Annotated in this window: 20 protein-coding genes, 1 tRNA gene and 1 riboswitch; of the genes, 13 read left to right on the top strand and 8 right to left on the bottom strand. The window is 72.7% G+C overall.

Annotated features, from left to right (window positions below; all coding sequences use genetic code 11):
• Positions 1-52 precede the first annotated feature (52 nt).
• Positions 53-260, top strand: a riboswitch (cyclic di-AMP (ydaO/yuaA leader).
• A gap of 5 nt (positions 261-265) precedes the next feature.
• The 7 genes from AB0399_RS26875 (at position 266) to AB0399_RS26845 (ending at position 7,458) form a co-directional block, all read left to right on the top strand.
• A complete protein-coding gene (locus AB0399_RS26875) occupies positions 266-973 on the top strand; it encodes a transglycosylase family protein (protein ID WP_366413092.1) in 708 nt (235 codons plus the stop codon).
• Between the two features lie 198 nt (positions 974-1,171).
• Positions 1,172-2,518 carry a phosphopyruvate hydratase gene (eno, locus tag AB0399_RS26870; protein WP_366413091.1) on the top strand — a complete coding sequence of 449 codons (1,347 nt, stop codon included), beginning with the start codon at positions 1,172-1,174 and terminating at the stop codon, positions 2,516-2,518.
• Between the two features lie 99 nt (positions 2,519-2,617).
• A complete protein-coding gene (locus AB0399_RS26865) occupies positions 2,618-3,127 on the top strand; it encodes a septum formation initiator family protein (protein WP_329368624.1) in 510 nt (169 codons plus the stop codon).
• Between the two features lie 116 nt (positions 3,128-3,243).
• The gene (locus AB0399_RS26860; RefSeq protein ID WP_328464797.1) at positions 3,244-3,759 is read left to right on the top strand and encodes a DUF501 domain-containing protein; all 516 of its coding nucleotides are present in this window, start codon (positions 3,244-3,246) and stop codon (positions 3,757-3,759) included.
• Positions 3,756-4,709: a Ppx/GppA phosphatase family protein gene (locus AB0399_RS26855; protein ID WP_366413090.1), complete on the top strand. Its 954-nt coding sequence runs from the start codon at positions 3,756-3,758 to the stop codon at positions 4,707-4,709. The genes AB0399_RS26860 and AB0399_RS26855 overlap by 4 nt, the downstream gene beginning before the upstream one ends.
• 317 nt (positions 4,710-5,026) lie before the next feature.
• Complete coding sequence (locus AB0399_RS26850; RefSeq protein ID WP_329368628.1) at positions 5,027-6,247, top strand: acetyl-CoA C-acetyltransferase; 1,221 nt, start codon at positions 5,027-5,029, stop codon at positions 6,245-6,247.
• Between the two features lie 332 nt (positions 6,248-6,579).
• Positions 6,580-7,458, top strand: a complete 879-nt coding sequence (locus AB0399_RS26845; protein WP_329368630.1) for a hypothetical protein — start codon at positions 6,580-6,582, stop codon at positions 7,456-7,458.
• A 63-nt stretch (positions 7,459-7,521) separates the two neighbouring features.
• Here AB0399_RS26845 and AB0399_RS26840 read toward each other — a convergent pair whose 3' ends face one another.
• Positions 7,522-7,848, bottom strand: a complete 327-nt coding sequence (locus AB0399_RS26840) for a hypothetical protein (protein ID WP_366413089.1) — start codon at positions 7,846-7,848, stop codon at positions 7,522-7,524.
• Between the two features lie 134 nt (positions 7,849-7,982).
• On the opposite strand from AB0399_RS26840, the gene AB0399_RS26835 reads away from it, so the two are divergent.
• Positions 7,983-8,216, top strand: coding sequence for a DUF4287 domain-containing protein (locus tag AB0399_RS26835; RefSeq protein WP_328464787.1), 234 nt, complete (start codon positions 7,983-7,985; stop codon positions 8,214-8,216).
• 86 nt (positions 8,217-8,302) lie between these two features.
• Here AB0399_RS26835 and AB0399_RS26830 read toward each other — a convergent pair whose 3' ends face one another.
• The gene (locus AB0399_RS26830) at positions 8,303-9,091 is read right to left on the bottom strand and encodes a Bax inhibitor-1/YccA family protein (protein ID WP_366413088.1); all 789 of its coding nucleotides are present in this window, start codon (positions 9,089-9,091) and stop codon (positions 8,303-8,305) included.
• 119 nt (positions 9,092-9,210) lie between these two features.
• Entirely contained in the window at positions 9,211-11,214 is a 2,004-nt protein-coding gene (locus AB0399_RS26825) for a hypothetical protein (RefSeq protein ID WP_366413087.1), read from the bottom strand.
• Positions 11,215-11,555: 341 nt separating this feature from the next.
• On the opposite strand from AB0399_RS26825, the gene AB0399_RS26820 reads away from it, so the two are divergent.
• Together AB0399_RS26820 and AB0399_RS26815 are read left to right on the top strand one after the other, a co-directional pair.
• The gene (locus AB0399_RS26820; RefSeq protein ID WP_329368636.1) at positions 11,556-12,428 is read left to right on the top strand and encodes a bifunctional DNA primase/polymerase; all 873 of its coding nucleotides are present in this window, start codon (positions 11,556-11,558) and stop codon (positions 12,426-12,428) included.
• A gap of 141 nt (positions 12,429-12,569) precedes the next feature.
• Positions 12,570-12,986, top strand: coding sequence for a hypothetical protein (locus tag AB0399_RS26815; protein WP_366413086.1), 417 nt, complete (start codon positions 12,570-12,572; stop codon positions 12,984-12,986).
• A gap of 352 nt (positions 12,987-13,338) precedes the next feature.
• Here AB0399_RS26815 and AB0399_RS26810 read toward each other — a convergent pair.
• The 4 genes from AB0399_RS26810 to AB0399_RS26795 all read right to left on the bottom strand — a co-directional run bounded on the left by AB0399_RS26810 (position 13,339) and on the right by AB0399_RS26795 (position 18,556).
• Positions 13,339-13,424: transfer RNA gene (locus AB0399_RS26810), tRNA-Leu, on the bottom strand.
• Positions 13,425-13,648: 224 nt separating this feature from the next.
• Positions 13,649-15,124, bottom strand: a complete 1,476-nt coding sequence (locus AB0399_RS26805; RefSeq protein ID WP_366413085.1) for a cyclopropane-fatty-acyl-phospholipid synthase family protein — start codon at positions 15,122-15,124, stop codon at positions 13,649-13,651.
• Positions 15,125-15,522: 398 nt separating this feature from the next.
• The gene (locus AB0399_RS26800; protein ID WP_366413084.1) at positions 15,523-16,932 is read right to left on the bottom strand and encodes an NAD(P)/FAD-dependent oxidoreductase; all 1,410 of its coding nucleotides are present in this window, start codon (positions 16,930-16,932) and stop codon (positions 15,523-15,525) included.
• A 520-nt stretch (positions 16,933-17,452) separates the two neighbouring features.
• Positions 17,453-18,556, bottom strand: a complete 1,104-nt coding sequence (locus AB0399_RS26795; protein WP_366413083.1) for an SGNH/GDSL hydrolase family protein — start codon at positions 18,554-18,556, stop codon at positions 17,453-17,455.
• A 194-nt stretch (positions 18,557-18,750) separates the two neighbouring features.
• On the opposite strand from AB0399_RS26795, the gene AB0399_RS26790 reads away from it, so the two are divergent.
• A complete protein-coding gene (locus tag AB0399_RS26790) occupies positions 18,751-20,139 on the top strand; it encodes a cystathionine beta-synthase (RefSeq protein WP_329368913.1) in 1,389 nt (462 codons plus the stop codon).
• A gap of 412 nt (positions 20,140-20,551) precedes the next feature.
• Here the strand turns inward: AB0399_RS26790 and AB0399_RS26785 are convergent, their stop codons facing one another.
• On the bottom strand, positions 20,552-20,971 hold the full coding sequence (locus AB0399_RS26785; protein WP_329368914.1) for a hypothetical protein: 420 nt from the start codon (positions 20,969-20,971) through the stop codon (positions 20,552-20,554).
• 89 nt (positions 20,972-21,060) lie between these two features.
• Between AB0399_RS26785 and AB0399_RS26780 the strand changes: the two genes are divergently transcribed.
• Together AB0399_RS26780 and AB0399_RS26775 are read left to right on the top strand one after the other, a co-directional pair.
• Positions 21,061-22,419 carry an acyl-CoA synthetase gene (locus AB0399_RS26780; protein WP_366413082.1) on the top strand — a complete coding sequence of 453 codons (1,359 nt, stop codon included), beginning with the start codon at positions 21,061-21,063 and terminating at the stop codon, positions 22,417-22,419.
• A gap of 219 nt (positions 22,420-22,638) precedes the next feature.
• Complete coding sequence (locus tag AB0399_RS26775) at positions 22,639-24,822, top strand: MMPL family transporter (protein ID WP_329368918.1); 2,184 nt, start codon at positions 22,639-22,641, stop codon at positions 24,820-24,822.
• The last annotated feature ends 38 nt before the right edge of the window (positions 24,823-24,860 follow it).

The raw sequence follows: 24,860 nt of genomic DNA, 5'->3' as shown, positions 1-24,860 counted from the left end.
GCCCCGTTCGGAGCGGAACGCCGAGTCCTGCCGCCGCCCCACGGGAACAGTCGACGCGAAAGCGCCGCAGGCAGGAGCGGGGGACCCAAGGTCTTCCGCCGGACCAGCCGCACGCCGCGGCGACGGACAGCGACCGTCGCGGCCACCGCGGCAGCACGGTCCGGCTCGGGGTGAAGCCGAATCGCCGCCTGAGGCGGCGCGGCCGGGCAACTCACGTCCGAACCCGACAGCTCACCTCGTAGGCGTCGGTGAGGGCTATAACAACATGGGTAAGCACCGTCGTGCCTCGAAGAGGTTTGTCCGCATCGCCACGCTCGCCGGAGTCGCCGGCACCGCGATCACCGTTCCGCTGATCGCCAGCACGTCCGCCTCCGCCGCCTCCGTCGCCACCTGGGACGCGGTCGCCCAGTGCGAGTCCGGTGGCAACTGGTCCATCAACACCGGCAACGGCTACTACGGCGGCCTGCAGTTCTCGCAGTCCAGCTGGGAGGGTGCGGGCGGTCTGCAGTACGCCCCGCGCGCCGACCTGGCCACCAAGGACCAGCAGATCGCGATCGCCGAGAAGCTGCTCGCCATGCAGGGCCCGGGTGCCTGGTCCTGCGCGTCGGCCGGCGGCCTGACCTCCGGTGGCCCGTCCCCGGACATCAACCCGTCCGGCTCGTCGTCCTCGTCGTCCTCCTCCTCGTCGTCGAGCACGCCGTCCACCCCGGCCGCGTCCGCTCCCTCGAAGTCGACGTCGACCAGCACGCACACCGGCACCTCGCAGAGCAGCCGCAGCACCACCCGGCACGCCGCGCCGACCAGCATCCCCAAGGGCGACGGCGAGTACACCGTGGTCAAGGGCGACAGCCTCTCCAAGATCGCGGCCGCGCACCACGTGTCCGGCGGCTGGCACAAGCTGTTCTCGCTCAACCACGACATCGTCAAGGACGCCGACCTGATCTACCCGGGCCAGCACCTGCACCTGAGCTGAACACCGGGTAACACCGGAACGAAGGTCCCCACCGCCCCGGCCGGGCGCGCGCACCGAACCGCGCGCGCCCGGCCGGCGCGTTCCCGCGGGACCGCGGCCGCCGGCCGTCTCAGGGGTCGGGCCTTCCGCCAACGCGGGTGGGGAAGCCGGTTAGGCTCGTCCTGATAAAGACGAGAAGACATCTCAGAAGGAGACAACGTGCCGTCCATCGACGTCGTCGTAGCCCGGGAAATCCTCGACTCGCGAGGCAACCCCACCGTCGAGGTCGAGGTCGGCCTCGACGACGGCAGCACCGGCCGCGCCGCGGTCCCGTCCGGCGCCTCCACCGGCGCCTTCGAGGCCCTCGAACTGCGTGACGGCGAGAGCGACCGCTACCAGGGCAAGGGCGTGCGCAAGGCGGTCCTGTCGGTCAGCGACCAGATCGGCCCCGAGCTGGTCGGGTACGACGCGACCGAGCAGCGCCTCATCGACCAGGCGATGCTCGACCTGGACGCCACCCCGGACAAGTCCTCGCTCGGCGCCAACGCCATCCTCGGTGTGTCGCTGGCCGTCGCGCACGCCGCCTCCGAGGCGTCCGACCTGCCGCTCTTCCGCTACCTCGGCGGCCCGAACGCGCACGTGCTGCCGGTCCCGATGATGAACATCCTCAACGGCGGCTCGCACGCGGACTCCAACGTCGACATCCAGGAGTTCATGATCGCCCCGATCGGCGCCGAGTCCTTCTCGGAGGCCGTCCGCTGGGGTGCCGAGGTCTACCACACCCTCAAGGGCGTGCTGAAGTCCCGCGGCCTGTCCACCGGCCTCGGCGACGAGGGCGGCTTCGCGCCGAACCTCGGCTCCAACCGCGAGGCCCTCGACCTCATCGTCGAGGCGATCAAGCAGGCCGGCTACGCGCCCGGCCAGGACGTCGCGCTCGCGCTCGACGTGGCCGCGTCCGAGTTCTACAAGGACGGCAAGTACCAGTTCGAGGGCGGCGAGAAGTCGGCCGCCGAGATGACCGAGTACTACGAGGACCTGGTCGCCTCCTACCCGCTGGTCTCCATCGAGGACCCGCTGTTCGAGGACGACTGGGACGGCTGGAAGGTGCTCACCGACCGGCTCGGCGCGAAGGTGCAGATCGTCGGCGACGACCTGTTCGTCACCAACCCCGAGCGCCTGCAGAGGGGCATCGACCACGACACGGCCAACGCGCTGCTGGTGAAGGTGAACCAGATCGGCTCGCTGACCGAGACGCTGGACGCCGTCGAGCTGGCCCAGCGCAACGGCTACAAGTGCATGATGTCGCACCGCTCCGGCGAGACCGAGGACGTCACCATCGCCGACCTCGCCGTTGCCACCAACTGCGGCCAGATCAAGACCGGCGCCCCGGCCCGCTCCGAGCGCGTCGCGAAGTACAACCAGCTGCTGCGGATCGCGCTCAGCCGGCACTCCCCCGGGGTCTCCGCCGGCCGCCCCGCCTCCCCGCCCTTCACGGGCTCAACGCCGCCGGGGCCGCCCGCGCCGCCCCCCGGGGCTCCCGGCGGCCGTCCACCGCTCGGCGGCTGACGTCCCGTCAGCCTGCGGACGTCCCCGCACCCGGTCCCGTACCGTGGGGCGGGGACGTACGCATCTGACCGTCAGCAGGACGGCGAGGGGAGTCACGGCGTGGGGTCGGACCGCTTCTCTGACCGCTTCACCACCTCGGCCCGGCTCAAGGCCATCGGCCAGGAGGCGCAGGCGCGCGTCTACCGTGCCGCGGCCCGGCGGCCGGTGCGGCGCAACAAGCTCACCGGGCGCGCGGCGCTGCTGGCGCTGGTGCTGTGCGCGCTCGTGGTCGCGCTCGCCTACCCGACCCGGCAGTACATCGCCCAGCGCTCCGACATCGCCGACCAGCGCCGCGCCGCGCAGCAGGCGAAGCGGAAGGTCGAGCAGCTGCGCGAGGAGAAGGCCCGCTGGCAGGACCCGGACTACGTCCGCACCCAGGCCCGCGCGCACCTGCACTTCGTGCTGCCGGGCGAGACCGGCTACTCGGTCGCGGGCACCGCCGGCACCGGCGACCCCGACCCCGCCGCCGAGCGCCGCGCCACCGACGAGGCCGCCGCGCACCGCCCGTGGTACGACAACATGTGGGACGGCGTCGACCAGGCCGACGCGGCAGCGGCCCCCCGGCGCTGACCGGCGAAGCCCCCGCGGGCCCCGGCCCGCGGTCCTGCTCCGTCCCGCCGCCCGCCTCGCCGCCCGTCCCGACCCCCGCCTCCCGAACTCCCGCACACCGCAAAGCAGAACGGCTCATGGACACCACCCCGGAACAGACCCCGCCCACCGAGTCCGACATCGCCGCCGTGCGCGCGCAGCTCGGCCGCGAGCCGCGCGGCCTGCGCGCCGTCGCGCACCGATGCCCCTGCGGCAACCCGGACGTCGTCGAGACCGCGCCCCGGCTGGAGGACGGCAGTCCCTTCCCGACGACGTACTACCTCACGTGCCCGCGCGCGGCCTCCGCGATCGGCACCCTGGAGGCGGAGGGCGTGATGAAGCGGATGACCGCCCGGCTCGCCGAGGACGAGGAGCTGGCCGCCGCCTACCGCGCCGCCCACGAGGACTACCTCGCCCGCCGCGACGCCATCGAGGTGCTGCCCGGCTTCCCCAGCGCGGGCGGGATGCCCGACCGCGTCAAGTGCCTGCACGTGCTCGCCGCCCACTCGCTGGCCGCGGGCCCGGGCGTCAACCCGCTCGGCGACGAGACGCTCGCGCTGCTGCCCGAGTGGTGGGCCAAGGGCCCCTGCACCGGTGAGGGGACCGCCAAGTGACGGTACGGGTGGCCGCGATCGACTGCGGCACGAACTCGATCCGGCTGCTGGTCGCCGACGTCGACCCGGCCACGGGCGGCCTCACCGACCTGGACCGGCGGATGCGGATCGTCCGGCTCGGGCAGGGCGTGGACCGCACCGGCCGGCTCGCCCCGGAGGCGCTGGAGCGCACCTTCGAGGCCTGCCGGGAGTACGCCGAGGTGATCGGCGCGCACGGGGTGGCGCCGGAGCACATCCGCTTCGTGGCCACCTCCGCGTCGCGCGACGCGGAGAACCGCGACGACTTCGTGAACGGTGTCGTCGCCCTCCTCGGGGTGCGCCCGGAGGTGATCTCCGGCGCCCAGGAGGCGGAGTACTCCTTCACCGGCGCCACCCGCGAACTGACCGGCGCCCCCGACCTGGCCCCGCCCTACCTGGTGGTGGACATCGGCGGCGGCTCCACCGAGTTCGTGCTGGGCGACCGCGAGGTGACCGCCGCCCGCTCGGTCGACATCGGCTGCGTGCGGATGACCGAGCGCCATCTGCTGGTGGACGGCGCGGTGGTGGACCCGCCGACCCCCGAGCGGGTCGCCGCGATCACCGCCGACATCGACGCGGCCCTCGACCAGGCGGCCGCCGACGTCCCCCTCGACCGGGCCCGCACCCTGGTGGGCCTGGCCGGTTCGGTCACCACGATCTCCGCGATCGCCCAGGACCTGCCCGCCTACGACCCGGCCGCGATCCACCACTCCCGGGTCCCGGTCGAGCGGGTCCGCGAGATCACCGGCCGGCTGCTGGCCGCCACCCACGCCGAGCGCGCCGCGATCCCGTCGATGCACGAGGGCCGGGTCGACGTGATCGCCTCGGGCGCCCTGGTGCTGCTGCGCATCATGGAGCGCACCGGCGCGAAGGAGGTCGTGGTGAGCGAGCACGACATCCTCGACGGCATCGCGTTCGCGGCGGCGGGTTGAGCGGGTCGCGCGGTTCTTGAGCGTCGAGCGGGTCGAGCGGGTCGAGCGGGTCGAGCGTTGATCGGGTTCGGCGGGTTCGGCGGGTTCGGCGGGTCGGCGGTCGCGCGGCTTGATCGGCTTGCGCGGATTGAGCGGGGCGAAAACGGGTATGGCGTAGGCGTCCGCGGGTAAGCAAGCGCTCAGAAAGTATCCCGCATCACAGCGGCGGCCTGGTGACGCGCTCCGCTACGTGCGGGTAACTTCCCAGGGGGCCCGGCGACGGCCCCACGCCGCGCCGGCCGGCCGGCGGTCCCGCCGCCTCGAAGAGGAGTGTCGCGATGCCCGAAGCCGTCATCGTCTCAGCCGCCCGTTCGCCCATCGGGCGTGCCTTCAAGGGCTCGCTGAAGGAACTGCGCCCGGACGACCTGGCCGCCACCATCATCAGGACCGCGCTGGAGAAGGTGCCGCAGCTCGACCCGCGCGACATCGAGGACCTGATGCTCGGCTGCGGCCTGCCCGGCGGCGAGCAGGGCTTCAACATGGCCCGGATCGTGGCCGTGCGACTGGGCATGGACCACCTGCCGGGCTGCACCGTCACCCGCTACTGCTCCTCGTCGCTGCAGACCACGCGGATGGCGCTGCACGCCATCAAGGCGGGCGAGGGCGACGTGTTCGTGTCGGCGGGCGTGGAGATGGTCTCGCGCTTCACCAAGGGCAACTCCGACAGCCTGCCCGACACGATGAACCCGCTCTTCGACGAGGCGCGGGCGCGTACCGAGAAGCGCGCCGAAGAGGGTGGCGGGCAGTGGCACGACCCGCGCCAGGACGGGGCGGTGCCCGACGCGTACATCGCGATGGGCCAGACGGCCGAGAACCTGGCGGCGCTGAAGGGCATCAGCCGCCAGGAGCAGGACGAGTTCGGCGTCCGCTCGCAGAACCTCGCGGAGGAGGCGCTCAAGAACGGCTTCTGGGAGCGCGAGATCACCCCGGTGACGCTGCCGGACGGCACCGTGGTCGCCAAGGACGACGGGCCGCGCGCGGGCGTCACCATGGAGGGCGTGGCGGGCCTGAAGCCCGTCTTCCGCCCCGATGGCACCGTGACGGCCGGCAACTGCTGCCCGCTCAACGACGGCGCCGCCGCCCTGGTGATCATGTCCGACACCAAGGCGCGCGAGCTCGGCGTCACCCCGCTGGCCCGGGTGGTCTCCACCGGCGTCTCCGGGCTGTCCCCGGAGATCATGGGCTACGGCCCGGTGGAGGCGTCCAAGCAGGCGCTCAAGCGGGCGGGCATGGCCATCGGCGACATCGACCTGGTGGAGATCAACGAGGCGTTCGCCGCGCAGGTCATCCCCTCCTACCGGGACCTGGGCATCGACCTCGACCGGCTGAACGTCAACGGCGGCGCCATCGCGGTCGGCCACCCCTTCGGCATGACCGGCGCCCGGATCACCGGCACGCTCCTCAACAGCCTTCAGTTCCACGACAAGCAGTTCGGCCTGGAGACGATGTGCGTCGGCGGCGGCCAGGGCATGGCGATGGTGATCGAGCGGCTCAGCTGAGCCGAGCAGAAGCGGGCCGAGCTGAGCATCGAATCGCGCCGAACCGGGCTGAGCTGGGCCTTGTCACGGCGCGCGATGACGCGACTTCTTTGTGTACGCAGTGTGACGTAAGTCGCAATCAAATTGCCCCCGGGACGTGATTTTCCCGGGGGCGTTCGCGTTTTCCCAGGTCAGGTCGGGTGTTGTGGAACCGGGCAAGGGGGCAGACCTGTTCAATTCATGACGTTCCGCACTGCAAAGGCCAGGGGTTTACCGGCAGAGTGAGTGAGGGGGAAGTTTCGCCCACCGTCCTGGTGGGCATTGCTCGGGTCGCATCAGTCGGGAGTAGCTCAGTGAGTGTGAACTTCACCGTCCTGCTGGTCGCCGCGGGACTCGCCGCGGCCGCGGGCGCCGCCGCCCTGCTCACCGCCCGCGGCACCCGCCGCGAACTGTCCGCCCTGCGCCGCGATCTGGCCGGGCTGAGCGTTCCCGGGCCCCGGGACGGCGCGAGCGACATCCGCACCGCCGTCGCCGAGGCGCTCGCCGAGGAGCGCGAGCGCGAACTGGCCGAGGCCCGCGCCTTCTGGGCCGAGCAGGAGGCCCGGGAGAGCGCCGGCGACACCGGACTGCCGCGCGGCCCCTTCGGCGCGTCCAGCGGCGGCCCTGGCGCCCTGGCGGACGATCCCGCCGACCTCGCCGGCCACCGCGACTACGAAGTCCCGCCGGTGCTGCCCTACCTGCCCCGGCAGGCCGACTTCGCCGGGATCGAGCCCGGCGGCCCGGACGCCGTCGCCTTCGAGGCGGCCCTCGACGCCGCCGCCGACCCCGAGGCCCCGGACACCCCCGAGATCGCCCGCCCCGACGCCACCCGCCCCGCGCCCGGCGCGATCCCGCACCCCTCGGGCCCGGACTTCGCGCCCTCCCCGGTGGTCGCCTCCCCGGACCAGACCGCGGACCGCCTCTCCGACCTCGCCGACGGACGTATCCCGCTGTCCGACGTCCGGCCCGGCCCGCTCGGCACCCTCGACGTCTACGTCTTCGCCGACGGCACCACGCTCTGCATGACCCCGGGGCACCGCGAGACCGCCCTCAAGCTCAGCGAGGCCCTCGACCGCGGCGAGGTCCCCGTGCTGCGCGGCGGCTCCGCGATAGCCGGCGCCTACGCCCTGACCTTCGCGTGCGGCGACGAGGCCGTCTACGTGCTCGCCGACCGCGTGGTGGCGTCGCTGTAACGCCCGGGCCCGGCCGGCGCCGGGGCCGCGACGCCCCCGCGGGCGCCGCGAACGCCCAAGGGGTCATCCGATGTTCTTCGCGGCCCGCGCCACCCGCTCCAGCGCTTCCGTCACGACCGCGGCGGCCCTGTCGGGCTCGACCGAGCCGAGGGCCATCGCCAAGTCATGGCCGGCGACCGCGAGTTGGTCGCCCACGATGAACATCCCGTCGTTCGGCATGCGGTGCGGCGCGCGGTCCGGGAACTCCAGGGTCTCCGCCTGGACGGCCAGCCAGCGCGCCAACTCCAGTGCCTCGGCGGCGGCTCCGCCCTGGAGCCTGCGTTGCGGGAGCGACCGCAGCCGCCCGGCGAGACGGTCGACGGCGGTGTGCAGCGCGGTGCGATCGGACATGACCGCGACCCTACCCGCGCGCCCGGCGCACCCGCGCGGTGCGGCTTCGCACCGATATCCGCACGCCCGGGATGGTTGCCAACGAACGACCTCTCGGGCACGGTGGGGTGACCGGATCGCACACCGGAGGCGCCATGTACCCCACGCACATCTCCGACGAAACCCACCGGAACCTGATCGACCGCATCCCGCACTGCACCGGCCGCGAGGTCAGCGAGTGGCTGCGCGACCTCGCCGACGGACCCTCCCTCCTCCGCTTCGACGAACGCGTGAGCTGGCTGCGCAGCGAGCACGCCCTGTCCTACGGCCACGCCAAGGCCCTCGTCCACGAGTACGACCTGCGCCGGGCCAGGCGCAACCTCCTGTAGCGGCTGGTCCGGACTCCGCCCGGGTCCGTCCGGACCCCGCCTGGCTCCGTCCGGACTCCGCCCGGGTCCGTCCGGGTCCGTCCGGCTCAGTCGCGCAGGATGGAGATCAGGCGCAGGAGTTCGAGGTAGATCCACACCAGGGACAGCGTCAGGCCGAACGCGGCGAGCCAGGCGTGCTGTTGCGGTACTCCGTGCCGGATTCCGTCCTCGACCTGCTGGAAGTCCAGCGAGAGGAAGAAGGCGCCGAGGAGGATGCCGAGCGCGCAGAAGGCGATGCCGAGCCCGCCGGTGTGAATCCCCAGCGTGTCGCCGCCGCCGAAGGCGGAGAAGAGCAGGTTGACCACGATCGCGATCAGGAAGGCGACCGAAACCGCCAGCCCGATCCTGCGGTAGCGCGCGGTGACCCGGATGAGGCGGGTCCGGTACGCGAGCAGCATGCCGCAGAAGACCGCCACGGTGCCGAGCACCGCCTGGACCGGAGCGCCCTGCCACGCCTCGTTGTAGGTGCGGCTGAGGACGCCGAGGAAGACGCCTTCGAAGAGGGCGTAGCCGATGATCAGGGCGGGCGACGGCGTCCGCTTGAACGACTGCACCATGGCGAGCACGAACGCGATGAACGCGGCGCCGATCGCGAGGCCGTACCGCTCGGGCAGCGCGAACCAGCCGAGCAGCACGCCGAGTACGACCGTGCCGAGGGTCGTCGCGGTGCGGGCGACGACGTCGCCCATCGTCATCCGGCCGGTCCGCGCGGGCCCGGCGGAGGGGCGGGCGTACATCGTCTCCAGCTGTGCGGCCGTCAGGTCCCGCGGCTGCTGGGAGGTTCCGCCGCCCTCGGTGAAGCCGCGGCCGGTCAGCACGGGGTTGCTGCTCTTCATCACGGTCCTCCGATGCCGCGCGCTGCGGCTGCCCCCAGGGTAGGTGCAGGTCAAAAGGGCCGCATGGCGGCAGGAGAAGGGGTGGCGGCGGGGCCGAGAAGGGGCGGGGCCGGTGCGGTTCAGCGCCGCCGGCGGCGGAAGAGACCCCTGCGGGCGGGCCGCGGCGGCGGGCCGGCGGGCTGCGCGGGCGCGGCCGGCCGCGGGTCGGATGCGGTGCCCGCGAGCGTGCCTGACCGCTCGTCCGTGGCCGCGGTCGCAGGCGGTTCCGTATCCGGGTCCGTGCCCGTGCTGTCGGGCTCCTGCTCGGCGCGCCCGATCGCGGCGAGCAGGTCGCGGGCCAGGTCCGTATAGGTCGCGTCCAGCCACGGGCACAGCAGCACCAGGCGGCACAGCGAGCCCAGCACGGTGACCTCGCGGGTGCGGTACGCCTTGGCCGCGGCGAGCATCCGCTCGGTGACCCGCAGCCCGACGTCCTCGCGCACGGAAGGGTCGACCCAGGCGGTGGCCACCATCGCGAAGGAGGCCGTCTCGGCGAGCCAGTCCTCGGGGCCGTCGAGCAGGTCGAGCAGCACCGAGCGGCGCATCGACCGCGGCCACGGCTCGTCGGTGCGGTGGTGGGCGACCCCGAGGCAGGCGAAGGTCTGCACCGCGCGGACCCACAGCTCCGGGCGGTACGCCCGCAGGTAGCGGCCCTGCTCGTCGTCGGGCGGCTCGGGCGGGTGGACCATGACGCCGAGCAGGTCCGCCAGCGGCAGCCCGGACAGCCGAACCCCGTGGTCGTAGGCGGCCGGGATGTGCGGCCAGGACGCGGCCGCGGTGTCCCGTACCAGCCGCGCGGCCTCGGGGGAGGGCGGGGGCACGGCCGGGTGGGCGATCAGGCCGTCGTACGCCCACAGGGTGCGGCCGACCGCGCCGACCGGCTCGCGCGGGTCGGGGTCGCCGACGGAGCGGCCGGCCACCTCGCCGTTCGGGAAGGACATCAGGAAGGTGAGCACCGCGCTGGGCGGCTCGATCATCGACGCGGTGAGCTGCACCTGCCGGCCGCGGGCGGCGTCCGCGTCCGGGCTGCGCAGGAGCTGGTGCAGCACGTTGACGGTGGCCTCGGTGGCGCCCGCCACCACGCCGAGCCACGGCCGCCACTCGCTGTGCCGGGCCAGCACGGTCGCCGCGTAGGAGTGGTCGGGGTGCGCGCGCAGGTGGTCGGCGAGGGCCAGCAGGTGGGCGGCGTCGCCGTCGGCGGCGTACCGGACCCCGAAGACGGCCGGGCCGGCCTGCGGGTCGTCCGGGCGCGCCGCGGCGGCCCGTTCGGCCCACGGCAGGCCCTGCGCGGCCCGCCCGGTGGAGGCGTACAGCTCGGCGATGTCGACCATCAAGGACAGGTCGGTGGCGTCCCTGGCGATCTCCTCGCGCCACACCCGCAGCGCGTCGTCGGGCCGCCCGGCCGCCCGCAGCGCGTAGCCGAGCATGATGCTGGGGATGTGGTCCGGCTGGAGCCGGTGCGCCCGCTCGGCCCAGGCCACGGCCTGGTCGGTGGCGCCGATCCGGCGGGCGAGCGCCGAGCCGATCGCGGCCAGCCGTGCGTCGTCCGGGTGGTGTTCGACCACGGCGGCGACGAGTTCGTGGAAGGGCGCTATCGCCGCGCGGCCCGGTTCGGGCAGCGGGTCGGGCAGCGCGGTGACCATGTGCGCCAGCGCCTGGGTCACCACGTCGGCCGACAGCAGCCCGGGCAGCGCCTCCTGGCCGAGCCAGGCGACATGCGCCCACGGGTGGTCGTACCGGGCCCGGATCGCGCCCGCGATCAGCAGCACCGCCTCGCCCCACTCCTCGCAGGCGGCGAGCAGGTGCGCACGGCAGACCACCGCGCCGACGAACGACCGGTCCGGCGGGAAGAACACCAGGGCAGCGGCCGGTCCGCCGGCCCGCCCGGCCAGTTCGGTGAGCGCCTCGTGCGCGTCGGGCAGCCGCGGATCGGCGGCGAACGCGCTGCCCAGGTGGTCGGCGGCGTGCGTCAGGTCACCGCCGTCCATGATCAGCCGGGCCAGTGCCACCTCGCCCTCCGCGGCCAGGCGTTCCGCTCCGTCGTCCCGGTTCGGGTCCGTGCCGTGCGTGTGCCGTTCGTCCATCTGCCCCCACCCCTCGGTCCCGCGTGGGCCGCACCCGGCCGGCGTCCCGGGCCGCGCCATCGGCGTCGCCCCCCGGCGTCGCCCCGTGCGGTGTCCCGGGCGGTCCTCCGGCCGGTGCGCGCCGACGATGCCGCCAGTGCCGACGGTATTACCCGACCGCCGTGCCGCGGCACCGGGGTGACGGCACCGTGACCCGCGGTACGGCGACCAGGGGCCCGTGTCGGCGACGCGGACCGGGCCCGGGTCGCCGACACGACCGGTATGAGGTGGACGCCGGCGGCCGGGCGCGGTATCACTGAGGGGTGGAGACGAACACGCGTTCGAAAATCAGGGAGCAGGCCATGCCACGCCCCGACCACATCCGCGCCCTGCACACGGCGCTGCTGACCGCCCTGCGCGGACTGCCGGTCTTCCCGCTGTCCCGCACGAAACTCCCCGCCGTCCGCTCCCCGCACCGCGACGAGCCCCGGGCCACCGACTGCCGCGGTGCCTGCGGCCGCCCCGGCCACGGCGTGCACGACGCGACCACCGACCCCGACCGCATCCGCGCCCTGTTCGCCCTCGCGCCCTGGGCGACGGGGTACGGCATCGCGTGCGGCCGCGCCCCGCACCACCTCGTGGGCCTCGACCTCGACGTCAAGCACGGCACGGACGGCATGGCCGCGCTGCACGCCCTCGCCGAGCGGCACGACTTCGCCGTGCCGCGGACCGTCACCGTCCTCACCCCCAGCGGCGGCCGCCACCTGTGGCTGACCGCGCCCGGCCCGGTGCCCAACTCGGCCGGCCGGCTCGCCCCCGGCATCGACATACGCGGCGCCGGCGGCTACGTCGTCGGCCCCGGCTCCCGCACCGTCGCCGGCCACTACCTCCTGGAACCCGGCACCGCGCAGCACCCGCTGGCACCCGCGCCGCCCGCACTGCTCCTGCTGGCCGCCCCGCCCGAGCCGCCGCCCGGCCGCGAGCCCGCCCCGCCGGCCCCGCGCCATCCGGCCGAGAAGCGCGCCGCGGCCCTGATCCGATTCGTCCTCGACTCCCAGGAGGGCGAGCGCAACGGCCGCCTGTTCTGGGCGGCTTGCCGTGCCTACGACGCCGGCCTCGGCGACGCGCTGGCCCCGGCGCTGGTGACGGCCGCGGTCCACACGGGCCTCAGCGAACGCGAGGCGGCGGCCACCGTCGCCTCCGCGGGCCGGCTGCGCGCGTCGGTGGAGCCGTGAGGCAGGCGTGCGTAGCCGTAGGGCAGGCCCGTCGCCGCCGCTGGTCAGCAGTTCCCCAAGGGCCCGCTGGTTGCTCCGGAATATCCGGAAGTGGGGGTCGTCGTAGCTGTCGCTGTTGAGCACGTTGCTGATCGCCGTCAGATGCCGGACGACGATCCGGGAGCTCTCCCGGTTGCCCAGGTCCAGGAACTGGATACGGCGCCGCAGCAACTCCACCTGACCGAGGTACTCGCCCGCGACGTGCAGAGTGCTCCGGAGCGCGTAGTCGCGATCGCGGTCGTGGCCGTGCGTGTAGTAGACGTTCAGGAAATCCCTGTCCACGATGTTGAACAGGCGCGACTGGAAGTCGAACGCCGCCCACAGCAGCGGATCTCGGCGCTGGCTCATGAGGTCCTGGTGCTCGGCGAGCTTCGACTGCGCCACGCCCTGCTGCTCCAACTGCGCCGCGAGCACGGTCTGTTTCCGGCTGAACCGGGCGCTGACCAGGATGCTGGACAGGGCGACCGCACCGGAGAGCGAGGCCACCACCAGCTCGGTGTTCATACGCCAGGACGCTAGCGCTGCCCACGACCACCGTGAAAGGGGCGGCGCGACCTCCCCGGGCGGGGGCCTCACGACGCGAGCAGGCCGGAACCCGTCAGCGCTCTGCCTCGACACCAGGTAGTCACTCCCGGGCGTCTGGGATGAGCACGCCCTGATCAGGTCTGGAGGCGTAACGACGGACGCAACCGTCTGACGTGTCCAGGGTTCCCGTGCGGACATGCGCCAGGGCCCCGGCGTGCCTCGGGGGCGGTGTCGACGAGGAAGCGTCCGGGCCCGTCCGTGCCGCCGGGGCCCCGTGGGGCCCCGCAGCGCCAGAGGGTCTCGCCCGATGCCGGCCGTTCTCACTGGTGGAGGGACCAGCGAGAGATGGTGCCCGGAGCCGGACTTGAACCGGCACGCCCTCAAAGGGCAGCGAGGTTTAAGCTCGCCGTGTCTGCGTTCCACCATCCGGGCCGGCGGGGCGCAGAGAAAAGCGTATCCGGGTTGAGAGTCGTGAACAGGGCGCCTAAGTGGCCATGTTGTCTTATTTTAGGGGTTACTGACGTGTGGTCAGGGCGCCGCCTGCGGTCTCGTCGCACCACAGGCGGCATCCCAGCAGCATCAGCCCTCACGCACAAGTGACGTGAAATCGCTCTCCGCAACCGGAGTTCGGGCTTGTCGAACGGCCGTCGAACGCGTCACGACAGCCACGCCGAGCGGGTGGCGGGCAGCCCGGCCCGGCCGACCGGGTCGGTGCGCACCGCCATCACCTGGTTGACGCCGATGCGGTTGCGTTCGAAGGACAGCGCGGACGCGGCCATGTAGAGCCGCCACACCCGGGCCCGGCCGGCGCTGGTCGCGGCGACGGCCTCCTTCCAGTGCGCCTCCAGGTTCGCCACCCAGGTGCGCAGGGTGCGCCCGTAGTGCTCGCGCAGCGCCTCCACGTCGCGCACCTCGAAGCCCGCCTCCTCCAGCCGGCCCACCGTGGTGCCGACCGGGGAGAGTTCGCCGTCGGGGAAGACGTAGCGGTCGATGAACTCGTCGATCCGGTACTCCTCCTCGCTGCGCAGCGGGCGGCGGGCGATCTGGTGGTTCAGCAGCCGGCCGCCCGGCTTGAGGAGGGCGTACAGCGTCCGCGCGTACTCCAGGTAGCGCTCGCTGCCGACGTGCTCGGCCATCCCGATCGACGAGATCGCGTCGTACGGGCCGTCCTTGACGTCGCGGTAGTCCTGCACCCGGATCTCGATACGGTCGGCGAGCCCGGCCTCCGCGATCCGCTTGCGCGCGAAGGCGGCCTGCTCCACGGAGAGCGTGATCCCGGTGGCCCGCACTCCGTAGTGCCGGGCCGCGTGCAGCACCATGGAGCCCCAGCCGCAGCCGACGTCCAGCAGCCGCTGTCCCTCCTGCAACCCCAACTTGCGGCAGACCAGGTCGAGTTTGGCGTACTGCGCCTGTTCCAGGGAGATCCCGGCGGCGCCGACCGGATCGGTGCCCTCGGCGGACGCGCCGGCCACCGACGCCGCGGTCGCGGCGGCCGCGGCCCGCCTGCGCGCGGTGTCGGCGCTGACCTGGTCGCTCACCTCGTCCCCCGCCTCGTTCCCCGCCTCGGCGGCGGCGAGGCCGGAATCGGCCCACAGCGCGCACGAGTAGACCATGGACGGGCCGAGCACGATCTCGTAGAAGGCGTTCCCCACGTCGTAGTGGTGGGCGATCGCCTCCTTGTCGCGGCGCTTGGTGTGCGCGAGGCCGCTGCGGCGGCGCACCTCCTCGGGCGGCGCGGAGGGCGGCAGCCCGGGGCCGGCCAGGGACAGCACGCTGCGGATCAGCCGGTAGGTCGCCGGGTCGCGCAGGGCGACTGCGGCCTGGCGTACGCCCTCGCCGCGGCCGGCCGCCGGGTCGGGCTCACCGCGCTCCCAGATCAGCCCGGAGAGCGTGTCGAGCGCGGTGTAGAGGTCGCCGTCGACGTCGAGGTCGCCAGCCACCCACGCTCTGGCCAGGCCGAGTTCGCCCGGCCGCCACAGCAGCCGGCGCAGTGCCCGGCGCTTCCTGAAGACGAGTGCGGGTGCGCCGACCGGTCCCGCCTCACTGCCGTCCCAAGCGCGTACGCGCAACGGGAACGGGCCGGGGAGAACGTGCTCGGCGATGTCGAGGATGCGATGAGCCGCGTCAACCATGGATCTGAGCGTACGACTGAAAATCGCACTTGAGGCGCCTGACGCGGAAATCTACGTTGCGGATACACGCAGTTGGGCCGGAAGAGGTGGAATGCCCCTCTGCCGGGCGCGTCGCCGCCCGTCGGGAGGGGTGCTGTGCGCCGGCCGGCCGGGCATGCGGAACGGGGCCGGGAGGGGCCGGGCGGGGCTGCGCGACGTCGGGCGCGCGGCGAGGGGTGCGCGGCGAGAGGCGCGCGGCGAGGGGTGCGCGGCAGGCGTACGGCACGGACCCGGGCGGGCGCGCGGAACCGCGTACGGGCCGGGCGTGCCAAGGGAGTTCGCGCGGGCATGCCGAAGGGCGCCCGCACCACGGATGGCGGGCGCCCTTCGAACCGCGCTTCTGCTCCTGCCGAGCCCTGCTAGGAGGCGACCTTCTCCGCGTCGGTGGCACCCTTGGCCGCGCCGGCCTCGGTGCTGCCGGTGCTCTTCTCGGCGGCGGGCGCCGGGATCGGCCGCGCTGCCTCGTAGAACTCCTCGCGGGGGTTCTCGATCGCGCCGAGCGAGACGACCTCGCGCTTGAGGAACATGCCGAGCGTCCAGTCGGCGAAGACCCGGATCTTGCGGTTCCAGGTCGGCACGGCGAGGCCGTGATAGCCGCGGTGCATGTACCAGGCGAGCCGGCCCTTGAGCTTGATCTTGGTCTTGCCGACCACGATCATCGCGACGCCCTTGTGCAGGCCCAGGCCCGCGACCGCGCCCTTGTTGGCGTGCTTGTAGTCCTGCTGCGGGAAGCCGCGCATCCCGGAGACCACGTTGTCGCCGAGCACCTTCGCCTGGCGCAGCGCGTGCTGCGCGTTCGGCGGGCACCAGGCGCCCTCGCCCGCGGCGAGGTCCGGCACCTGGGCGTTGTCGCCCGCGGCCCAGATGTAGTCGGTGCCCTGCACCTGGAGGGTGGGCGCGGTGTCCACGTGACCGCGCGGGCCCAGCGGCAGGCCGAACTTGGCCAGCGCCGGGTTCGGCTTCACGCCGGCGGTCCACACGATGGTGGAGGCGTCGACCTCGAGCCCGTTGGCGAGCACCACGTGCTTGTCGACGCAGCTCTTCATGGAAGTGCTGAGGTAGACCTCGATGCCGCGCTCCTGGAGGTGTTCCAGGCCCCACTTGCCGAGCTGCGGGCCCACCTCGGGGAGGATCTTGTCGGCGGCGTCCACGAGGATGAAGCGCATGTCCTCGCGCTTGACGTTCGGGTAGTACTTGGCCGCGTCGCGGGCCATGTCCTCGACCTCGCCGATGGTCTCCGCGCCGGCGAAGCCGCCGCCGACGAAGACGAAGGTGAGCGCCTTGCGGCGGATCTCCTCGTCGGTGGTGGAGTCGGCCTTGTCGAGCTGCTCCAGGACGTGGTTGCGCAGGCCGATCGCCTCCTCCACGCCCTTCATCCCGATGCCGTTCTCGGCCAGACCCGGGATAGGGAAGGTGCGGGAGACCGCGCCGAGCGCGATCACCAGGTAGTCGAAGGGCAGCTCGTACGGCTCACCGACCAGCGGCTCGACCGCGGCGACCTTGCGGTCCTGGTCGATGGTCGTGACCCGCCCGGTGAGCACCTCGACCCCGGGCAGCACGCGTCGCAGCGGGACGACGACATGCCGCGGGGAGATGCTGCCTGCTGCGGTTTCGGGAAGGAAGGGCTGGTACGTCATGTACGAGCGCGGGTCGACAACCGTGACGGTCGCCTCGCCGTACCGCATCTTCTTCATGATGCGGCGCGCCGCGTACAGGCCGACGTAACCGCCGCCTACTACGAGAATCCGTGGACGCTCCGTGGTGCTCATGGTTCGAGTATCCAGCACGTCCGGGGGTGTACCTCGTGAGCCCCTTCACAAGGGTATGGACACCCTCTGCTACACTGCGCACCTTCACGGCCCAGGGTGGCGCGGAAACCGAGCGCCCAGGGCGGCCACCAGCCGTTATACACGTCGCTGAGCAGCGTCGATCGCCGGCCCGTCCGCTGTGGTTCTCCCCTCCGCAATGCCCCGGAAACACGGATGGCCCAGGGATTCAGGGGGATTTGGGGCCCCGGGCGCCGGAAAGTTGACCCACTGGGCGGGAACTTCATGTGAAGAGTTTCACAAAGGATTCCGCGTGCCCATGATCCGGACGGGCCGGCGCCCCGTCCGACGCGCTCACCAGGGAAGTTCGCGGTCTCAACTGAGCGCGCGGGGCCGCCTCCTGGGTGCCTGGGCGGCGCGGGTAAGCCCCGGCCTCCAGGGGGCCAGGGCTTACCGGGGCTACCGGACACGGGCCGGCTCGGCCGTAGGGCGCCGGCAAGGCGCCCGCGCGTCCCGGCTACGGTCACGCGCCGCGTCGGGCCGCGCCCTCGGCCGAGGTCTCGGCCGTGTCCCCGCTGTCGTCCTGCGGATGCTCCTGCTCCACCAGGCGCCGCCGGCGCCGCTTCATCAGCGCCCACCGCCCGCGCGGGCCCGCCGAGACGGCATGCGCGGCCGCCACCTCGGTGCCGGCCTCCGACGCCGCCTCGGCCGCCGCCTCGGCGACCGGCAGGAAGCCCTCGCCGCGCCGCGCGTCCGGCCGCTCGTCGGCCTCCGGCCACAGTCCGAGCGAGGCACACAGCGTCGGCAGGATCGCCATCGCCGCCGTCGCGTAGCCCTCCGCCGAGGGATGGAAGTTGTCCGGCCCGAACAGCTCGCGCGGCCGCGCCTCGAACTCCGGGCCCAGCAGGTCGCCGAGCGAGACCGTACGCCCGCCAAGGTCCACCACCGCGATGGTCTGCGCCGCCGCGAGCTGCCGGCTGGCGCGCCGGGCCAGCCACCGCAGCGGCTGGTAGACCGGCTCCACCGAACCCAGGTCGGGACAGGTGCCGACCACCACCTGGCTGCCGGTGTCGCGCAGCCGCCGTACCGCGTCGGACAGCAGCCGCACCGAGGTGGACAGCGGCATCCGGCGGGTCACGTCATTGGCGCCGATCATGATCACGGCGACGTCGGGCGGGGGCAGCGTGGAGTCCAGCAGCAGCGAGACCTGCCGGTCCAGGTCGTCGGACTGGGCGCCGGGCAGCGCCACGTTCATCAGCTTCACCGGCCGCTCCGCCACAGCCGCGAGCCCCGAGGCGAGCAGCGCCCCCGGGGTCTCCCGGGCCCGCCGCACCCCTTGTCCCGCAGCGGTGGAATCACCCAGAAAGCCCAACCGGAGCGGAGCCTCGTCCGTACGGTGGGCGAACGCCGACCCGTACCGGCCGTCGGCCCGCGGCGGGATGTCGTCCGACCCGCCGACCATCCGCTTGGCCAGCCGTGCCTCCGTCAGCAGCAGCCCCACCGCGGCCCCGCTCAGCAGGCTGATCCCGCCACCGCCGAACGCCGCCGCGGTCGCGATCCGCCGTGCCACCCTCGCCCTGGACATCATCGAGTCGGCCACCTCCCTGGACTGTCCGGACACCACCATGCGCCACCGCGCACACACGTTCCCCCGCCACACGCCGAAGACCGGGCACCGACCCGCCGCGACGCACGCCACGCGTGACATCCCTTTCCCACGTCGACGTGACACCCCTACCCACCTCAACGCCGACCGCAGCGTCCGCGTTTCCACCAGGCTCTAACCTGGTGCCACCATCTCGGAGAACCCGGAGACACACGGTGCAGTTTCACGACTCGATGATCAGCCTCGTCGGCAACACCCCGCTGGTGAGGCTCAACAGCGTGACCGCGGGGATCAAGGCGACCGTCCTCGCGAAGGTCGAGTACTTCAACCCCGGAGGCTCGGTCAAGGACCGCATCGCACTGCGGATGATCGAAGCCGCGGAGGAGAGCGGTGAACTGCGTCCGGGCGGCACCATCGTGGAGCCGACCTCCGGCAACACCGGAGTCGGCCTGGCGATGGTCGCGCAGCGCAAGGGCTACCACTGCGTCTTCGTCTGCCCGGACAAGGTCTCGGCGGACAAGATCAACGTCATGCGGGCCTACGGTGCCGAGGTCGTGGTCTGCCCGACCGCCGTCGACCCCAGCCACCCCGACTCGTACTACAACGTGTCCGACCGGCTGGTGCGCGAGACGCCGAACGCCTGGAAGCCGGACCAGTACAGCAACCCGAACAACCCGCTGTCGCACTACCACTCCACCGGTCCCGAGCTGTGGAAGCAGACCGAGGGCAAGATCACCCACTTCGTGGCCGGCGTCGGCACCGGCGGCACCATCTCCGGCACCGGCCGCTACCTCAAGGACGCCAGCGACGGCCGGGTGAAGGTGATCGGCGCCGATCCGGAAGGGTCCGTCTACAGCGGCGGCTCCGGGCGCCCGTACCTGGTCGAGGGCGTCGGCGAGGACTTCTGGCCGACCGCCTACGACCGCGAGGTGGCCGACGACATCGTGGCCGTCTCCGACAAGGACTCCTTCCAGATGACCCGCCGGCTCGCCCGCGAGGAGGGCCTGCTGGTCGGCGGCTCCTGCGGCATGGCGGTCGTCGCGGCGCTGGAGGTCGCGGCCCGGCTCGGCCCGGACGACGTGGTCGTGGTGCTGCTGCCCGACAGCGGCCGCGGCTACCTCTCGAAGATCTTCAGCGACGAGTGGATGAGCTCGCACGGCTTCCTCGACGAGAACGAGGGCGAGCCGCGGGTCGTCGACGTGCTCGCGCACAAGGACGGCGGGCTGCCCAACCTCGTGCACATGCACCCGGACGAGACGGTCGGGCAGGCGATCGAGGTGCTGCGCGAGTACGGCGTCTCGCAGATGCCCGTGGTCAAGCCCGGTGCCGGGCACCCCGACGTCATGGCGGCCGAGGTGATCGGCTCGGTGGTCGAGCGCGAACTGCTGCACGCGCTGTTCACCAAGCGCGCCGCCCTGGACGACCCGCTCGACAAGCACCTGTGCCCGCCGCTGCCGCAGGTCGGCTCCGGGGAGCGGGTCGGCGACCTGATGACGGTGCTGGAGAACGCGGACGCGGCGATCGTGCTGGTGGAGGGGAAGCCGACGAACGTCGTGAGCCGGCAGGACCTGCTGGCCTTCCTCGCCGGTCACGGCGGTTCCTGAGGGGTACCGCGCACCGGATGGCCGGTGCGCGCCGCTCCGGCCGCGCATTCCGCGAACTGGTACGCCCGCGACACGTCCACGCAGCACGCGCTTAACACGGGTCCGGCAGATTGGGTGATGTCGAAAGCGCGGCCGGTTCGCCCGGCCGCATCGGCACCCAAGTGGCGCCAAGGCTTCCGGAGCGGCTCCCGGACTCCATGGTGACCCTGGACGCGCAGGCCCGGCCCTGACCCGGCACGCGTCCCGGCGAGGACCGCCGTCGTCCCGCCCCCCGGGCAGCAATGCCCCGGGGGTGCGGCGGTCCTCGCCCCCTTTTTTTGGGCTCGCTCGCCGCTTTTCCCGCTCGCTCGCTCGCGACCCGGGCGAAGGGGTGCCCTCTCAGCGAGGTCGTCCGCCGCGGAGCCGTATGTGCTCAGGACCAGTCGTCGCGGTCGGGGTGGCGGTCCTTGGAGAAGAAGTTGCCCACGCCCTGGGCGAGGTTGACCGCGACGATGCCGGCCCAGCTGATCAGGAGCCCGGTGGTGCCCGCGTTGGCCACGCCGATCGCGGAGAGCGGGATCGCGGCGATCATCGTGAACCCCGCGAAGCCGTAACGGGCGAAGCGGGGGTTGCTCTGGGGCGGCCCGATCGGGCGGCGGTCGGCGCGCGCCGACGACGTCTGCTGCTGGGCCAGCTCGCGGCGCACCCGCTGCTCGACGCGGCTGTCCACGCGCTCGGCCACCTTCTCCATGAACGAGTCGACCAGTTCCGACTCGTATTCCTCGCCGAGTGTCTTGCGCGCCTGCAAGGTGGCGGCGAGTTCCTTCTTCAGTTCCGGGTCGCGGGCGTCCATAGGGCAACCGTAGGAGGCGCGGCGCTTGGGCGACACTGGGGCTAACCCCCGGTTTTCCTGGGGGCGGGCTGCCCAGTAGGAGGATTCCCATGGCATCGGTGCCGCTGCTCACCGCCTTGCACGGAGGGTCGGACCGTCCGGACGCACTGCGGGTCGACGGCAGGGCGTGCAGTTACGAGGAGCTGCTGGGCGCCGCGGGGGCGGTCGCCCGGCGGGTGTCGGGGCGGGAGGCGTTCGCGGTGGAGGCCGGCGCGACGCTGGAGACGGTGGCGGCCGTGGTGGGCGGGCTGCTCGCCGGGGTGCCGGTGGTGCCGGTCGCCCCGGACGCGGGACCGGACGAACGGGCGCACGTCCTGCGGGACTCCGGCGCGGAACTGCTCCCCGTGGACTTCGCGGAGCGCGCCGACTTCAGCGCGGCGGTCGATGACGCGGGGGAGCCGGATACGGGCGGCGGGCGGCCGGCGCTGGTGCTCTACACCTCGGGGACGACCGGCCCGCCCAAGGGCGTCATGCTCTCCCGGGCCGCGATCGCCGAGGACCTGGACGCGTTGGCGCGGGCGTGGGAGTGGACGGCGGACGACACCCTGGTGCACGGGCTGCCGCTGTTCCACGTGCACGGCCTGGTGCTCGGCGTGCTCGGCGCGCTGCGGGTCGGCAGCCGTCTGGTGCACACCGGCCGCCCCACCCCGGCGGCGTACGCGGCGGCCGGCGGCAGCCTCTACTTCGGCGTGCCCACCGTCTGGCACCGGGTGGCGCGCGAGGAGGCCGCGGCCCGCGCGCTGTCCGGGGCGCGGCTGCTGGTGTCGGGGAGCGCGCCGCTGCCCTCTCCGGTCTTCGCCTCGCTGGCCGAGTTGACCGGGCACGAGCCGGTCGAGCGCTACGGCATGACGGAGACGCTGATCACCGTCTCCGCCCGGGCGGACGGGCCGCGCGCCCCGGGTGCCGTCGGCGTCCCGCTGCCCGGGATCGCCACCAGGATCGCCGAGTCCGCCGACGGCATCGGCGAACTCCAGCTCACCGGCCCCACCCTCTTCGACGGCTACCTCGGCCGCCCGGAGGCGACCGCGGCGGCGTACACCGACGACGGCTGGTTCCGGACCGGCGACATCGCGGCGATCGACCCGGACGGCACGCACCGGATCGTCGGCCGCGCGTCCACCGACCTGATCAAGTCCGGCGGTTACCGGATCGGCGCGGGCGAGGTGGAGAACGCGCTGCTCGCCCACCCCGCGGTGCGCGAGGCGGCGGTGGTCGGCGCGCCCCACGCCGACCTGGGGCAGGAGATCGTCGCCTACGTGGTCGCCGACGGGGTGAGCGCGAGCGAGCTCACCGACTTCGTCGCCACCCGCCTTTCGGTGCACAAGCGGCCGCGGCAGGTCCGTTTCCTCGGTGAACTGCCGCGTAACGCGATGGGAAAGCCGCAAAAGCGGTTGCTCCCGCCGCTGTGATCGGGGTAGTCATACCGGGTCCTTCTGCTCGCGCGGCTGCGACGCGCAGGAGTTGCCCGGGGGTGGTGGTTTGCCCCTTGCCGGGCGGCAAGTAAGATCTGGGTCACAACCCACCCATATGAAAATCTCCGGCCGGCGCGCGCGCCGTTCGGGTCGCCGATGCCCGGGAACCGCTCCAAAGGGTGGCGGTGATACGTCCTGCCATGGAGGCAGCACCGCATGTTCCACCGCATCGGACGCGCAGTCGTCCGCCATCCCGTATGGACGATCGTCGCGTGGCTCGTCGCCGCCGTCGCGATCGTCGCTACTGCGCCGAGCCTGCCGTCCAACAGCGACGAGAGCAGCTTCCTGCCCAGTAGTTACCAGTCGATCAAGGCGATGGACCTCCAGGAGAAGGCGTTCCCCGCGGCCTTCACCCCGTCGGCGATCGTCCTCTACCAGCGGAGCGACAACGCGCCGCTGACCGCGGCCGACAAGGCCGACATCACCAAGATCACCACTGCCCTGGACGGCAAGCACATCGACCAGGTGCAGAAGGTCGTCGCGGGCACGGAGTCCAAGGACGGCAAGTACGACACGGCCTATGTCCAGATGGACAAGAAGACCCAGGGGCAGCCGAAGCAGGCCGACGCGGCGAAGGCGCTGCGCACGGACTCCAAGGACCTTGCCAAGGGCACCCATCTGAAGGTCCAGGTCGGCGGTCAGGCCGCGCAGAACCTCGACCAGCAGGACGCGGGCAACACCTCCGACGCCGTCGCGCTGATCGGCTCGCTGCTCATCATCATCATCACGCTGCTGATCATCTTCCGGTCCCCGCTGATCGCGATCATGCCGCTGGTGATCCTGATGGGCCTGGTGTTCACCACGTCCAACGGCCTGATCGCCTACGCCACCAAGCTCTTCGGCCTGCAGGCCAACAGCTCGATCTCCGCGCTGCTGATCGTGGTGGTGCTCGGGGTCGGCACGGACTACTTCCTGTTCCTCATGTTCCGCTACCGAGAACGGCTGCGGGCGGGTGACGAACCCAAGGAAGCGATGATCAACAGCGTCACCAGGGTCGGTGAGGCGATCGCCTCGGCGGCCGGCGCGGTGATCATCTCCTTCCTGGCGCTGGCCCTGTCCACCCTGGGCTTCCTCACCCAGTTGGGCCCGGCGCTCGCCATCCTGGTCGCGGTCACACTGATCGCCGGTCTCACGCTCTTCCCGGCGATCTGCTCGCTCATCCCGCCGAAGGCGCTGTTCTGGCCGGGCAAGAAGTGGCACCTGGAGCCGTCCGGCACCCGCTTCACCTCGATCGGCCGGATGCTCGGCCGCCGGTCCGGCCTGGTCGCCATCGTCTCCGGCCTGGTGATGCTGCTGCTGGCGCTCGGCACCCTCGGCTACAAGGCCGACTACGACCTCGCCTCCGGGTCCATCCCCAAGACCAAGGAGTCGATGGTCGTCCAGGACAGCATGCAGAAGGCGTACTCCGCCGGTGCTGCCGACCCGACCTCGGTCTTCCTCACCAGCACCGACGGCAAGCCGCTGAACGGTGTCGACTTCACCGCGTACAAGGAGAAGCTCAGCCAGGCCGACGGCGTCGCCAGCGCGACCTTCGACCAGAGCACCGGGCTGAACAAGGACCACACCACGGCCCTGTTCAACCTGACGCTGAAGTACTCCGGCGCGAGCGACAAGGCCATCGCGGCGGTCGGTGACGTCCGCACGGCCGCCAAGGACAACGCTCCGCCGGGAACCGAGGCGGTGGTCGGCGGCACGTCCTCGATCTACCGGGACATCAACGCGGCCGTGAACCACGACTACCGCACGGTCTTCCCGGTGGCCGCGATCCTGATCATGGTGATCCTGGGGTTGCTGCTGCGCAGCATCGTCGCGCCCTGGTACCTGATCGCCTCGGTGGCCCTCGGGTTCGGAGCGACGCTCGGTGCCACCGTGCTGATCTTCGGCCGCGGCAGCGGGCTGATCTTCATGCTGCCGATCATCATGTATCTGTTCGTGGTGGCGATCGGAACGGACTACAACATCCTGATGATCGCCCGGCTCAGGGAGGAGGCCCGCGAGGGCCGCGAGCCACGCGAGGCCGCCGCGGAGGCGCTGCGGCACGCGGGTCCGACGATCGCCTCGGCCGGGTTCATCCTGGCGGCGACCTTCGCCACCCTGATGCTGTCCGGGAACTCGTTCCTCACCGAGATGGGCTTCGCGATCGCCTTCGGCATCGTGGTCGCGGCCTTCGTGATGGCGATGTTCTTCACGCCGAGCCTCACCGCGCTGATCGGGCACGCCGCTTGGTGGCCGGGTCACGCGGACCGCGCCGTCGACTCGGACGACGCCGGTGTGGTCGCCGCGGGCGCCGGCGGGGGCTCGTACGACGCACCGGAGCTGGACGAGACCGGGCGGCGGTAGGCAGCGCCGAGCGGGAGTTATCCACAGGGGCCGGACAG

The organism is Streptomyces sp. NPDC088194 (genome assembly GCF_040702025.1).
In the GTDB taxonomy this organism is placed as follows: domain Bacteria; phylum Actinomycetota; class Actinomycetes; order Streptomycetales; family Streptomycetaceae; genus Actinacidiphila.
The sequence above is the reverse complement of the archived record's forward strand: the minus strand, read 5'-3'. Positions and strand labels throughout refer to the sequence as shown.

Excerpts from the sequence above, each read along its gene's own strand:
- AB0399_RS26800 (WP_366413084.1), bottom strand. The coding sequence starts at position 16,932 with ATGAGCACCACGGAGCGTCCACGGATTCTCGTAGTAGGCGGCGGTTAC.
- AB0399_RS26875 (WP_366413092.1), top strand. The coding sequence starts at position 266 with ATGGGTAAGCACCGTCGTGCCTCGAAGAGGTTTGTCCGCATCGCCACG.
- AB0399_RS26830 (WP_366413088.1), bottom strand. The coding sequence starts at position 9,091 with ATGAAGAGCAGCAACCCCGTGCTGACCGGCCGCGGCTTCACCGAGGGC.
- AB0399_RS26840 (WP_366413089.1), bottom strand. The coding sequence starts at position 7,848 with ATGTCCGATCGCACCGCGCTGCACACCGCCGTCGACCGTCTCGCCGGG.
- AB0399_RS26835 (WP_328464787.1), top strand. The coding sequence starts at position 7,983 with ATGTACCCCACGCACATCTCCGACGAAACCCACCGGAACCTGATCGAC.
- AB0399_RS26850 (WP_329368628.1), top strand. The coding sequence starts at position 5,027 with ATGCCCGAAGCCGTCATCGTCTCAGCCGCCCGTTCGCCCATCGGGCGT.
- AB0399_RS26825 (WP_366413087.1), bottom strand. The coding sequence starts at position 11,214 with ATGGACGAACGGCACACGCACGGCACGGACCCGAACCGGGACGACGGA.
- AB0399_RS26820 (WP_329368636.1), top strand. The coding sequence starts at position 11,556 with ATGCCACGCCCCGACCACATCCGCGCCCTGCACACGGCGCTGCTGACC.
- AB0399_RS26785 (WP_329368914.1), bottom strand. The coding sequence starts at position 20,971 with ATGGACGCCCGCGACCCGGAACTGAAGAAGGAACTCGCCGCCACCTTG.
- AB0399_RS26805 (WP_366413085.1), bottom strand. The coding sequence starts at position 15,124 with ATGGTTGACGCGGCTCATCGCATCCTCGACATCGCCGAGCACGTTCTC.
- AB0399_RS26795 (WP_366413083.1), bottom strand. The coding sequence starts at position 18,556 with ATGGTGGTGTCCGGACAGTCCAGGGAGGTGGCCGACTCGATGATGTCC.
- AB0399_RS26815 (WP_366413086.1), top strand. The coding sequence starts at position 12,570 with ATGCCGGACGACGATCCGGGAGCTCTCCCGGTTGCCCAGGTCCAGGAA.
- AB0399_RS26780 (WP_366413082.1), top strand. The coding sequence starts at position 21,061 with ATGGCATCGGTGCCGCTGCTCACCGCCTTGCACGGAGGGTCGGACCGT.
- AB0399_RS26775 (WP_329368918.1), top strand. The coding sequence starts at position 22,639 with ATGTTCCACCGCATCGGACGCGCAGTCGTCCGCCATCCCGTATGGACG.
- AB0399_RS26860 (WP_328464797.1), top strand. The coding sequence starts at position 3,244 with ATGGACACCACCCCGGAACAGACCCCGCCCACCGAGTCCGACATCGCC.